The 11,286-nt window shown below is 66.2% G+C and carries 14 protein-coding genes; 11 read left to right on the top strand and 3 right to left on the bottom strand.

Annotated elements, in window-relative coordinates; all coding sequences use genetic code 11:
* Nucleotides 1-34 precede the first annotated feature (34 nt).
* The 3 genes from HALNA_RS07420 (at nt 35) to HALNA_RS21615 (ending at nt 1,121) form a co-directional block, all read left to right on the top strand.
* Nucleotides 35-460 (top strand): Tfx family DNA-binding protein, encoded by a 426-nt coding sequence (locus tag HALNA_RS07420; RefSeq protein ID WP_049935757.1) that lies wholly within the window; start codon nt 35-37, stop codon nt 458-460.
* Nucleotides 461-516: 56 nt separating this feature from the next.
* Nucleotides 517-762, top strand: a complete 246-nt coding sequence (locus HALNA_RS21620) for a VOC family protein (RefSeq protein ID WP_049935756.1) — start codon at nt 517-519, stop codon at nt 760-762.
* Nucleotides 763-827: 65 nt separating this feature from the next.
* Nucleotides 828-1,121, top strand: coding sequence for a hypothetical protein (locus HALNA_RS21615; RefSeq protein ID WP_157573476.1), 294 nt, complete (start codon nt 828-830; stop codon nt 1,119-1,121).
* Nucleotides 1,122-1,260: 139 nt separating this feature from the next.
* Here the strand turns inward: HALNA_RS21615 and HALNA_RS07405 are convergent, their stop codons facing one another.
* The gene (locus HALNA_RS07405) at nt 1,261-1,617 is read right to left on the bottom strand and encodes a hypothetical protein (RefSeq protein WP_049935754.1); all 357 of its coding nucleotides are present in this window, start codon (nt 1,615-1,617) and stop codon (nt 1,261-1,263) included.
* A gap of 111 nt (nt 1,618-1,728) precedes the next feature.
* Between HALNA_RS07405 and HALNA_RS07400 the strand changes: the two genes are divergently transcribed.
* The 6 genes from HALNA_RS07400 (at nt 1,729) to HALNA_RS07375 (ending at nt 6,518) form a co-directional block, all read left to right on the top strand.
* A complete protein-coding gene (locus HALNA_RS07400; RefSeq protein ID WP_049935753.1) occupies nt 1,729-2,193 on the top strand; it encodes an NYN domain-containing protein in 465 nt (154 codons plus the stop codon).
* Nucleotides 2,194-2,223: 30 nt separating this feature from the next.
* Nucleotides 2,224-3,099, top strand: coding sequence for a TatD family hydrolase (locus tag HALNA_RS07395; protein WP_049935752.1), 876 nt, complete (start codon nt 2,224-2,226; stop codon nt 3,097-3,099).
* A gap of 36 nt (nt 3,100-3,135) precedes the next feature.
* Complete coding sequence (locus HALNA_RS07390; protein WP_049935751.1) at nt 3,136-3,717, top strand: DUF2150 family protein; 582 nt, start codon at nt 3,136-3,138, stop codon at nt 3,715-3,717.
* 291 nt (nt 3,718-4,008) lie between these two features.
* Entirely contained in the window at nt 4,009-4,905 is an 897-nt protein-coding gene (locus HALNA_RS07385) for a basic amino acid ABC transporter substrate-binding protein (protein WP_049935750.1), read from the top strand.
* Nucleotides 4,906-4,959: 54 nt separating this feature from the next.
* The gene (locus tag HALNA_RS07380) at nt 4,960-5,787 is read left to right on the top strand and encodes an amino acid ABC transporter permease (RefSeq protein ID WP_049935749.1); all 828 of its coding nucleotides are present in this window, start codon (nt 4,960-4,962) and stop codon (nt 5,785-5,787) included.
* A complete protein-coding gene (locus HALNA_RS07375; RefSeq protein WP_049935748.1) occupies nt 5,784-6,518 on the top strand; it encodes an amino acid ABC transporter ATP-binding protein in 735 nt (244 codons plus the stop codon). The genes HALNA_RS07380 and HALNA_RS07375 overlap by 4 nt, the downstream gene beginning before the upstream one ends.
* Before the next feature lie 326 nt (nt 6,519-6,844).
* Here HALNA_RS07375 and HALNA_RS07370 read toward each other — a convergent pair whose 3' ends face one another.
* Complete coding sequence (locus HALNA_RS07370) at nt 6,845-8,536, bottom strand: Ig-like domain-containing protein (RefSeq protein ID WP_049935747.1); 1,692 nt, start codon at nt 8,534-8,536, stop codon at nt 6,845-6,847.
* A gap of 101 nt (nt 8,537-8,637) precedes the next feature.
* Between HALNA_RS07370 and HALNA_RS07365 the strand changes: the two genes are divergently transcribed.
* Nucleotides 8,638-9,117, top strand: a complete 480-nt coding sequence (locus tag HALNA_RS07365) for a type IV pilin (RefSeq protein ID WP_049935746.1) — start codon at nt 8,638-8,640, stop codon at nt 9,115-9,117.
* 49 nt (nt 9,118-9,166) lie between these two features.
* Entirely contained in the window at nt 9,167-10,504 is a 1,338-nt protein-coding gene (gene hmgB / locus HALNA_RS07360) for a hydroxymethylglutaryl-CoA synthase (RefSeq protein WP_049935745.1), read from the top strand.
* On the opposite strand, the gene HALNA_RS07355 is transcribed toward hmgB, so the two are convergent.
* Nucleotides 10,501-11,208, bottom strand: a complete 708-nt coding sequence (locus HALNA_RS07355; RefSeq protein ID WP_049935744.1) for a helix-turn-helix domain-containing protein — start codon at nt 11,206-11,208, stop codon at nt 10,501-10,503. The genes hmgB and HALNA_RS07355 overlap by 4 nt on opposite strands.
* Nucleotides 11,209-11,286 lie beyond the last annotated feature (78 nt).

The following is an 11,286-nucleotide window of genomic DNA, read 5'->3' as shown; positions in this document are numbered from 1 at the left end:
AAAAGCTTATCTCAAATGGTTTTGTTTTAGTCGTATGGTTTCGGCCGATTCGACGATCCTGACCGAACGACAGGTGGAGGTGCTCGAACTCAGGGAGCAGGGGCTCACCCAGCAGGCGGTCGCGGATCGGCTGGGTACGACGGGGTCGAACGTGAGCGCCGTCGAGCGGGCGGCGGAGCGAAACGTCGAGCAGGCCCGCCGGACACTGGAGTTGATTCGGACCGTCCGGTCGCCCGTCCGCCTGACCGTCGAGGCCGGCACCAGTTTCGACGGGCTGGTCGATGCGGTGTACGAGCGGGGCGACGAGGCCGGCGTGAAAATCGCGTACTGCCGCCCGGAGCTGTACGCCCATCTGTTCGGACGGCTCGAAGCGCACACGACACGGAACCGGCTCGACGCCGAGATAGAAGTCGGCCTGACTCGCGGCGGCGAGGTGAAGGTGTTCGTCGACGGCGAGTGAGCCGCCCGTCGGCGTGACCCCGGCAGGGCGAAGTGATCGGGTCGCGTAGCACGCCTATGGCCGGACACGCCGAACGAGTCGCGCTCCGAGTGGCCGACCTCGATCGGATGGTCGAGTTCTACGCGGACGTGATCGGACTGGATACGCTCGCCCGAGACGCCGACCGGGCCGTCCTCGGCGTCGACGACCCCCTTCTGGTCCCTCTCGCGGCGCCCGACCGGCCCCCCGGCGGCCGGACGAGGCGGGACCCTTTCACGCGGCGTTTCGGGTCCCCCCGCGGTCTGCGCTCGGCGACGCCCTGACCCGGATCGAGGAGGGATGGCGCCTCGACGGCCCGTCGGACCACCACGTCAGCGAGGCGCTTTACTTGTCCGATCCGGAGGCCAACGGGATGGAACTGTATCGCGACCGGCCGCCGTGGCCGGTGACCGACGACGGGACCGTGGCGATGGACACGCTCCCGCTATCTCTCGATCCGCCCCGCGAGGCGTCGACCGGCGCGGATCGGCTCCCGTCGGGGACCGACCTGAGCCACGTCCACCTCGAAGTCTCGTCGCTGTCGGGCGCACAGTCGTTCATACGTCGACGGCCTCGGTCTCATAGTGATTATCGGTGGGTCGCCAAGCCGGTCCGGCGACCCACCGGTAACCAGTTACAATAAACAGTATCAATGTCCGGCAGTCGATGCCCTCGGCGCTCTTTCTCGCCCTCGACGACCACCACCACGTCGGCTGCAACGTCTGGAAGGGGCGCACGGAACCGGACGGACTCACGATCCGTCTCGAACGGGGGTAGACAGCCTACCCGATCAGGAGGCGGAGATTGTACGCGGTGGTGAACGCGCCGACGACGGCGAGCATCGCCGGGGGGCCGTAGTAGAGCGCGGTGTCGGCGTCGCGGGCGCCGTAGAGGCTGACGCCCAGACAGATCAGGAACGCGGCCAGTTTCAGGCCGATCAGACCCCACAGGCCGAACCCTTCGATGGCCGCCCGGAGGAGGGCGTTGCCCTCGTTCACCGAGTCGCTGAACCCGACGAGGGAAACGGTGGTGACGATGTCGCCGACGCCGTAGGTGAGCGCCGCGAGAAACCAGAGTCGGGAGAACTCGGTCGAATCGAAGGGCGTCCCGTCCAGCGAAAGGGCGGCCACGGAGAGCATACCACGAGACAGGGGGGAGCGGGTGATAACGGTACGCCCTCGATTATCAGCGACGGAACTGCGCCCGGACGAGACCGGGACGTATATGTCCGCGAAAAGGGTACGAGCCCCATGGATCTGTTCGGTCGGCGCTCGGACGACGACGGGAGCGCCCCCCGCGTGGCGCTGTTCGTCGACGGTCCCAACGTGCTCCGCGGGGAGTTCGACGTCGACCTGGACGACGTGCGCGGGGCCGCCGCCGCGGCGGGTCGACCGGCGACCACTCGGCTCTACGTCGACGAACACGCGACGCCGGAGCTCATCCAGGCGGCCGAGGCCCGCGGGTTCGAGGTGGTCGTCACCAGTGGCGACGTGGACGTGAAACTCGCCGTCGACCTCACCCGCTTCGCCGTCGAAGGACGGGCGGACGTTATCGCCGTCGCCTCGCGGGATACGGACTTCAAACCCGCCATCGAGGCGGCCAACGCCTGCGGTCTCCGGACGCTCGCCATCGCGCCCGGCGAACACGGCCGCTCGGACGCCCTCCGCAACGCAGCCGGGGGGAGCGTCACGCTCGACGGCGACGTGGACGGCTAATTTTTTACCCGCGCGTGCCGACGATCTCCCGTGACTAGCGACCTCGACGCGCCCGTCCTCGACGACCACCTCCACCTCGACCCGGACGCCGGCCGCGGGCTCGACGCCGTACGCGACTTCCGCCGCCTCGGCGGGACGCATCTCCTCGTCGTCAACAAACCCTCGTGGCACCTCGGGGTCGAAGCCGACACCGGCGACGATTTCCGGGCCGTCTTCGACCGCACCCTCGACGTCGTCGCCGACGCGGACGACCTGCTCCCCGGCCGGGCGTGGCCCGTCCTCGGCGTCCACCCCGGCCTCGTCTCCAGGCTCGTCGACGAACGGGGGTTCGCGCCCGAGGACGCCCGGGACCTGATGCAGGCCGGTCTCGATACCGCCGCCGAGTACGTCCGCGACGGGCGCGCGCTCGCGCTCAAGACCGGGCGGCCCCACTACGACACGACCGACGCGGTGTGGGACGCCTCGAACGCGGTCCTGAAATACGGGTTGGCGCTGGGCGCGGCGGCCGACTGCGCGGTCCAACTCCACACCGAGGCCAGCGAGGACCTCACCGATATCGCCGACTGGGCCGAGGCGCGCGGGCTCCCGGCCCACCGGGTCGTCAAACATTACGCGGGACCGACGCTCGCCGGCCCGACACCGAGTGTCATGTGTCGAAAGGAGTGGCTCCGCGAGGCCGCCGAGAGCGGGGTGCCGTTCCTGATGGAGACGGATTTCGTAGACGACCCCGACCGGCCGGGGGCGGTGATGGGGCCCAAGACCGTGCCCCGACGCGTTCGACTGTTGCTCGACGAGGGCTACGACGACGCCGTTCGGCGGGCGCACGTCGAGACGCCCGCGCGGGTGTACGACATCGACACCGAGGCGACGCTTACCGCCCGAGACGGGGCGCTCGGGGACGCATAGGAAAGGTCTTTGAGTCCACGAACGTTCCTTCAGGGTATGACCGACGTGGAGGACACGTTCTACACGGAAGACCGCTGGCAGAACTGGATCGGGCGGGTAGCCGAGGAGGAACTGGACCCCGAAAACGAGGATTCGGCGCGTCTCCTGCTCAACCTGCAGGACGACGCCGCCATCGCCGTCGCGAAGATCATCAACGCCTACGAGGACGGCCGCCTCGACGAGGAGGCCGCCGTCGAGGAACTGGCCGGCGTCCGGGATATCGTCCTCGACGACGTGGATCTGGACGACGAGGAGAAACGGATGCTGGTCGACGGCGTCCAGACCAGTCTGGTCTGTGTCTTCTACGCCGCCGAGGAGTACATCGCCGCCGGCCCCACCGAGGACGGGACCATCGAGGAGTACGTCCACGCCGCGGCCGACGCCGAGGCCAACGAGGACTTAGACGCCGCGCTGGGCTATCTCGTCCAGGCGGGCACGCGTATCGTCGACGGCGACGAACTCGACATCGCCTTGGTCGAGGACCTGGAGTACGGCCTGGTGTCGGAGTGGGTCAACGGGCTCGATAGTCTCCAGAGCGCGATGAGCGATCCGGAAGTGGTCGAAGAGGACGAGGATTAGCGGTCGCCGTCGTCCGATCGAGTCACCCTCCTCTCGTCGGCTCTGCATCCCCGACGATCTCTCACAGATAGCTATCGACCTCGGTCCGTGAGGCCGTCGCCGTGGAGCGAATATCGGAGTACGAACGGTGTCTTATGAACCGTCGCCGATCGGTTGAACGCGGAGGTGGGTCACGTCGTCGCTATCCCTTCGGAGGATGTCAACGGCGTAGATGGTGGACGTTTGTATTACGAAGCGCCACATTTCTTGGGTTCGAAAGTTTGAATACCCTGATATAGGGTATATGAGTCTATGAGTGACGAACCGAACATCGATCGGCGAGCGTACCTCACCACCGTTGGCGTCGGGGGGCTCGCCGCGCTGGCCGGCTGTGCCGGTAGCGGGGCCGACACGAGCGGGTCCGAGTCGGACACGGACGAGGCTGGAACCGAAACCGGTTCGGGAATGGAGTCGGGTTCGACGCTCCCCGACTCGGTCGACATCGGGTCAGACATCCCCTACCGCCCGTTCGAGTACAAGACCACCGATGGCGAACTCAAGGGATTCGACGTGAGTATCGCGCAGGCCGTTTTCGAGGACCAACTCGGGATCACCCCGAACTTCACCGACACGAGTTTCGACACCATCATCTCGTCGCTCAACAACGGCAACTTCCGGGTCGTGATGAGCGCGATGACGATCAACGAGACGCGGGACCAGCAGGTCGATTTCTCCGACCCGTATTTCACCGCCTACCAGACGATCCTCGTCCTGAAAGACAGCGACATTACCGCACGGACCGACCTCAAGGGCAAGACCGTCGGGGTCCAGAAGGGGACGACCGGCGCGAACGCGGCCGAGGAACTGAAATCGGAGTTCGGCGGCGACCTGGCGATCAAGCGCTACGACCAGATTCCGGCGGCGTTCGACGCGCTGATCAACAATCAAGTCGTCGCGGTGATCAACGACAACACGGTCAACGGCGAGTTCGCGGATCAGAACGACGCCGTCCGGTTCGTCGAGGGCGAGGGCGCCGCCGCCGACGCGGGCAAGAACGCACCGCCGTACCTCACCCTTACGATCGAAGAGTACGGGATCGCATTCCGGCAGGACGACGACGAGTTCCGTCAACGGGTGAACGAAGCGCTCGCGGCGATCCGCGAGGACGGCACCTACGACGAAATCTACGGCCAATACTTCTCGGGGTAATCGACCCGTGCATAGGACGCGGATTCAAGTAGACACCGCCGCTTCGGAACGCCCATGACGGACACGGGGAGTCGAGACGCCGACGAGACCGCGGCGAGTCCGACGTTCGACGACCGGACGCTCAAGTACGTCGGGATGGCTGCGTCGGGGGCGTTCACCCTCGTCGTCGCCGCGTTCTTGGGGCTGATCCTCTGGCGACAGGTCGATCCCTCGCTGTTCGTCGAGATCCTCCATCCACAGTTCGTCGATGCATTTCTCGTCGTCGTCAGGATCGTCGTCGTCAGTAGCGTCCTCTCGGTCGTCAGCGGGTTCGCCGTCGGACTCGGACGGATCTCGGAGACGACGATGACACGCGGGATCGCGAAAGGCTACATCGAATTCTTCCGCGGAACACCGCTTCTCTTCCAACTCATCGTCATCTACTCCGGTATCCCGGCGTTCTGGGCCGCCGGCGAGTTTCCCATCGCGAACTTCTCCATTCCCGCGGCGATCATCGGGCTGACGCTGAACCACGCCGCCTACATCGGCGAGGCGATCCGTGGCGGCGTCGAAGCCGTCCCGGACGGCCAAATGGAGGCCGCGCGGTCGCTCGGAATGTCCTACGCCCAGTCGATGCGGGAAGTGGTGTTGCCACAGGCGTGGCGCAACGCCCTCGCAGCCATCGGTAACGACCAAGTGATCCTCGTGAAAGACACCTCGCTCCTGTCGGTGCTCGCGGTACCCGAGATCATCAGTACGGTCCAGAACATCAACAGCGCGACGTTCGACATCTGGACGCCGATCCTCTGGGCGGCGATTCTCTACCTCACGATCACGATTCCGCTCGGGAAGTTCGTGCGCTACTTAGAGGCGCGTGCCGACCCCGCGGGTGAGAGCGCGTGAGCGGCGGTCGCCCGCTGATCGAGTTCGACGGGGTAAATAAATACTTCGGCGAGACACAGGTGTTGCGGGACGTCGACCTGAGCGTCGGCGAACGGGAGGTAGTGGTCGTGATCGGCCCGTCCGGGTCGGGAAAATCGACGCTCCTGCGCTGTGTCAACCGACTGGAAGAAATTCAGGCCGGGGAGATTCGTATCGGGGGGCAGGCCGTCTCCGAGATGGATGTCAACGCCGTCCGACAGCGCGTCGGGATGGTGTTCCAGTCGTTTAATCTGTTCCCGCACATGACCGCACTGGAGAACGTCGCCGTCGCGCCACGAAAGGTCCGTGGCATCCCCGGCGACGAGGCGGACGAACGGGCGCGGACGCTCCTCGACCGCGTCGGCCTGGCCGACCAGACCGAGTCGTACCCCGGGGAACTGTCCGGCGGGCAACAACAGCGGGTGGCCATCGCCCGTGCGCTGGCCATGAAGCCCGAGGTGATGCTGTTCGACGAGGTGACGAGCGCGCTCGACCCCGAACTCGTCGGCGACGTCCTCGGCGTCATCGGCGACCTCGCCGCCGAGGGGATGACTATGCTCGTCGTCACCCACGAGATGGGGTTCGCCCGCGAAGTCTGTGACCGGGTGGTCCTCATGGCCGAGGGTGAGGTGGTCGAACAGGGCCACCCCGAGTCGTTCTTTGAGAACCCCGAGACCGAGCGCGGACGGGCCTTCCTCTCCCGGCTCCTCTGACATCGTGTGGGCGCGTCTCGGAACATCATCCGTCCCGCGATTGGCGTTTCGATCCTGTCGAGGATTGACCTACGTTCGGATCGCTCCGCGCTGGCCCCTCCCGTCTGAACGGGCACTCGTCGACGGCGACGAACGCGACATCGCGCTGGTGTCGGAGTGATAGTGTTTATTGTAACTGGTTACCGGTGAGTCGCCAAGGCGGTCCGGCGACCCACCGGTAATGACTTACAACAAACACTATGAGTCAACGGACTCGACGGTTTGCGGAGCGCGATGAGCGATCCCGAAGTGGTGGAGGAAGACGGGGGCTGACTCGGATCGAGGGCTCAGTTCTGTCCCGGCGGACCGTTCCCACTTGGCCCTCGACCACCACCGTTGCCGCCGCCCGGGTTGCCGTTGTTATCGTTCCCTTCGAGCGTGATGAAGTAGGTACTCCTCTCGCCGGTTTCCTGGAATTTGAGGGTGAGAACTAGGAAGTCTTCGGGTTTTGCTTGCGTACCACTATCGGGCGTTTCCAGGGAGAAGGCGATGGCGTCGGGCGAGTTTTGCGGGATCGTCACCGGACTGTCGAGCGGCTTAAGTTGACCTGGTACCTGAAACTTAGTGTTCCCAAAAATGAGTTTCTCCGGTGGTTGGCGAGTGTTTCCTTGTCCATTACTGGGACTCGTCGTGTAGTAGAACGACACACGAGCCTCGCTGACCGTCCGGTCGGAGCCGGCCGTGTTGTTGAAATAGAGATCGATATCGCCGTCTTTCTTCGCGACGCCCTTGACGAGCACCACGTCACCATCCCCCGACGGGTTGATCTCCTCGGCCCCGCCGTCGTCGGTCGACCCGGCCGTCGCGGTGAACCCGAAGCGTGTGCGCTCGTAGGGTTCGATATTCCCGTTCCCGTTCAGATCGCTCCGCGCTTCGACGGTGATCGTTCCGGAGCTATCGGGGCGAAGGGCGACGGGCGCGCGGCCGTTGCCGTCGGTGGTGACGGTACGTTGCGTGCCGCCGTTGGCGAAGGAGCCGCCACCGGCGACGACTTCGAACGTCACCTCTTCCCCGCTGACCGGGTTGTTGTAGCGGTCACGGACCTCGGCGACGACCGGCCGGGCACGGCCCGTCGCGACCGTCTCGTTCCCGGTGAGGCCGATCAGATACGATCCACCGGGTCGCTCGACGGTGCTCGAATCCGACTGCGCCCGCAGTTCCACGGCGGCCAACCGGAGTTCGTACTGCCGGCTCCCGTTGAACGTGATGCGAACGCTCTCGTCGCCGACGGGCGTCGTCGTCACGACGTTCGGGTTCGCCACCACGTCGGGTGCGACGGTGTCGTTCCACGCCGACGCGGGAATCGGGGTCGGCACGGTCACGTCGAACGTCGCCCCCGTCCCGGTGACGACGACGGTCCGCGTCGCCGTGGAGACCGGATCGGCCGTCACCGGGACGGACCCTCCGGCGGCGCCGAGGTCACCACGGACCGTCACCAGCGTGATGCGGTTCCCGCGGATCGACGACCCGGCCGAGATGGGGAGCACACGGTCGTCCGGGAGTCGGTAGACGCCCTGCCCCGCGACGGTGACCGGCGAGCCGTCGAACTCGTTGTACGACGGCGTGAACGTCACCCGGTTGGTCGCGTACGTGCCGCTCGTGGCGTTCCAGAACGTCTGCGTGTTTTCGGCCTCGCTCTCGACGGCGCGCACGCCGTCGACGCTGACGTTCGGGGCCCCCTCGGTCGAAATCGTCCCCGCCGGCGCGCCGGGGTTGATGAAGATGGATCGGGCGGGGTAGGTCGCACCGGTCGCAACCGTCGTCGACGCGGACGTGCCCTCGGTGCCCGCCGCGACCACGTCGTTTCGGACCGACACCATGTCGTCGGTCGCTTCCTGATACGCGTTGAACTCGACGCGGGCGTTCTGCTGGGGGACGACCGTGGCCTGATAGATGGAGATGCCGAGGATCAGGATACCGAAGAGTAGAATCGCCCCGACCTGGATGGCCTGGGCGCGGTTCGCGTCGCGAAAACCCATTGTGGAAACGCAGTCGAGCGGGTAGAAAAGCCTTGTCGCCAAAATCTCACCAACAATAGCAAGCCGGAGCGATTAATGAGTGTGGGCGCCCTCGTCCGGGCGTGTCTCGGGCCCAGTCGGAAGCCGTCGCCACCGTGTTGCTTCTCGCGCTCGTTGTGCTCCTCGTGAGCACCGTCGGCTACGTCGTCCTGGGGACTATCGGCCCCGACGACACGCCGACGGTCGAGGTGGCGGCGACGGTGACCGACAGCGGCGTGACGCTCACCCACCGGAGCGGCGAGGGACTTCCCGGCGACGACCTGACCGTCGTCCTCCGCTACGGCGGAAGCGAGCAGCGCTACGACTTCGCGACGGACGGACGCTACGGCGCAGACGGCACCTTCGGCCCCGGGGAGGAGTGGCACCTCGACGAACCGATTCCGTACGCCCCCGGCGACCGGGTCGACGTACTCCTCCTCCACGGCCCATCCAACACGGTGCTGTTCCGCGGACGAAAAGTCGCCGCCACGCCGACGGCGACGGCGACACCGGCACCGCCCGCGGCCCCGACCCGCCGAGACGAACCGTCATTCGACAGCTGACGTACCTAGCATCGACAAACCCATATGCCGTCTCGCTGAAGGGGCGTGTATGACTTCCGTCGGCATCGACGCCATCGAAATCCGAACGGGGAAGCTCAAACTCGACCTGGCCGAGACGTTCGCGCCGGCCAAAGACGAGGCCCCGGAGAAGTACACGAAGGGGTTAGGGCTCGAAGCCTCGTCGTTCCCCGACACCTACGAGGACATCGTGACGATGGGGGCAAACGCCGCCAAACGGCTGATCGACCGCAAGGGCCTCACGCCCGACGACATCGGCCGCATCGACGTGGCCACCGAGAGCGCGTTCGACAACTCCAAGCCCGTCTCCACGTACATCGCCGGCTGTCTGGAGGAGGTGTACGACGGCGACTTCCACCACGCAAACAAGGGCGAGCGCAAATTTGCGTGTGTCGCCGGCACCCAGAGCATCGACGACGCGTACAACTGGATCAAAGCGGGGCGAAACCGGGGCCGGTCGGCGCTCGTTATCGCCACCGACACCGCACTCTACGCCCGGGGCGACCCCGGCGAGGCCACGCAGGGCGCGGGCGCCGTTGCCATGCTCGTCTCCGAGGATCCGAGCGTCGTCGAACTCTCGACCCATCAGGGCTACGGCAGCGCCGACGAGACGGACTTCCTGAAGCCCAACCAGCAGTTCCCGAGCGTCGACGGCAAGCGATCCGTCCAGGTGTATCTGGCGCGAATGCGCGAGGCGCTGACGGACTTCGAATCGGTCGCCGGCCGCACCCACCCCGACGACTACGCGTACTTCCCGTTCCACACGCCGTTCCCGGGCATGGTCCGTAAGGCCGCCCTCCTCGGCTTCCGGCACATGACCCGGGATACGGAAATCGAGGACGGACTCGCGACCGAAATCGGCCGCCAGCCACGCGAAGAGGAGTACGACGACTGGGACGCCTACGAGGACGCCATCCGGGAGTACATGGACGCGCTGAAGGGGACGGAGACGTACAACGACTGGTACGCGCGGGCCATCGACCCGACGCTCACGCTCGCACGCCGGGTCGGCAACTGGTACACCGGCTCCGTCCACGTCGCGCGCGCGAGTGCGCTCAAGACCGCGGCCGAGACGGGCCGGGCGCTCTCGGGCGAGAAACTCCTCGTCGGCTCCTACGGCTCCGGCGCGCAGGCCGAAATCCACTCCGAGACCATCATGGACGGCTGGCGCGAGGAAGTCGAGGCGTTCGACGTCGACGAACAGCTCTCGCGGCGCTACGACCTGAGCTTCGAGGAGTACGGCCGCGTCCACGACGCCCACAACCACGAGAAAGAGCGGGAACTGGAGGAGTTCACGGTGCCGAGCGGCGAGTTCGTCTTCACCGGCTGGGGTCGGATGAACGAGCGCAAGTACGAGTACGTCGACTAGGGGAGATCACGGAGTTTCGCGAGCGCCGCGTCCAGATCACAGGTCGAGACGGCGAGTGCGAAGCCGTCGACCCGTGCGAGCCCTGGCGCGTGTTCCCAGAGGTCCTCTTCTTCCAGTCCGTGCAGGACGACGGCGTTGGGCGTGGGATTCACCACCCGAAGGGCGACCAGCGGCGACTCGCCGCGGGTCACGTCGGTGAAGACGAGCGCGCGGTTCGTACTCTGGCCGTAGAGGCGGTAGAACTCCTCGCTCGGCAGGCGTTTGATCGCCTCGATGCTGTTGATGACCGTGTGCCCGCTGACGGTGTCACGGTCGCCGGCGACGACTTCCGTCGCGTCCATCGCCTCGTAGAAGCGTTCGAGGGGGATCGAGGTCGGATACTCGCGGAGGTCCTGGACGATGTCGCTCTCGAAGCCGGCGGAGATGACGCGCGCGTACTGGCGGATACGTCCGCCGCCGCGGGACTCGTCGATGTCGAGTAGCGCGCGGACGATACGGCTGACGACGCCGATACCGGGGCTCTCCCGGCGTCCGCTCTCGTAATCCGAGATGACCGAGGAGGAGACGTCGAGCCGTTCGGCGAGCTCCGTCTGTGACACGTCGAAGTCGGTTCGCCACTTCCGGAGCGTCGCGCCGGGGTTCGAGCTGAGCGTGATCTCACCGGCGATACGTCGGGCGAGGTCGTCGCGGAGGTCGTCGCTCATCGGCCGTGCCACCGGCCCTGGGACCACACCATACCGGATGGCTGGGCGGTGAGCGCAAAAGGCTACCGACTCGGGGGA

The organism is Haloplanus natans DSM 17983, from assembly GCF_000427685.1.
Classification (GTDB): Archaea; Halobacteriota; Halobacteria; order Halobacteriales; family Haloferacaceae; genus Haloplanus; species Haloplanus natans.
Note: the sequence above shows the minus strand (reverse complement) of the source record. Positions and strands in the feature narration are given on the sequence as shown.

Excerpts from the sequence above, each read along its gene's own strand:
- HALNA_RS07420 (WP_049935757.1), top strand. The coding sequence starts at position 35 with ATGGTTTCGGCCGATTCGACGATCCTGACCGAACGACAGGTGGAGGTG.
- HALNA_RS21620 (WP_049935756.1), top strand. The coding sequence starts at position 517 with ATGGCCGGACACGCCGAACGAGTCGCGCTCCGAGTGGCCGACCTCGAT.
- HALNA_RS07405 (WP_049935754.1), bottom strand. The coding sequence starts at position 1,617 with ATGCTCTCCGTGGCCGCCCTTTCGCTGGACGGGACGCCCTTCGATTCG.
- HALNA_RS07400 (WP_049935753.1), top strand. The coding sequence starts at position 1,729 with ATGGATCTGTTCGGTCGGCGCTCGGACGACGACGGGAGCGCCCCCCGC.
- HALNA_RS07390 (WP_049935751.1), top strand. The coding sequence starts at position 3,136 with ATGACCGACGTGGAGGACACGTTCTACACGGAAGACCGCTGGCAGAAC.
- HALNA_RS07385 (WP_049935750.1), top strand. The coding sequence starts at position 4,009 with ATGAGTGACGAACCGAACATCGATCGGCGAGCGTACCTCACCACCGTT.
- HALNA_RS07380 (WP_049935749.1), top strand. The coding sequence starts at position 4,960 with ATGACGGACACGGGGAGTCGAGACGCCGACGAGACCGCGGCGAGTCCG.
- HALNA_RS07370 (WP_049935747.1), bottom strand. The coding sequence starts at position 8,536 with ATGGGTTTTCGCGACGCGAACCGCGCCCAGGCCATCCAGGTCGGGGCG.
- hmgB (WP_049935745.1), top strand. The coding sequence starts at position 9,167 with ATGACTTCCGTCGGCATCGACGCCATCGAAATCCGAACGGGGAAGCTC.
- HALNA_RS07355 (WP_049935744.1), bottom strand. The coding sequence starts at position 11,208 with ATGAGCGACGACCTCCGCGACGACCTCGCCCGACGTATCGCCGGTGAG.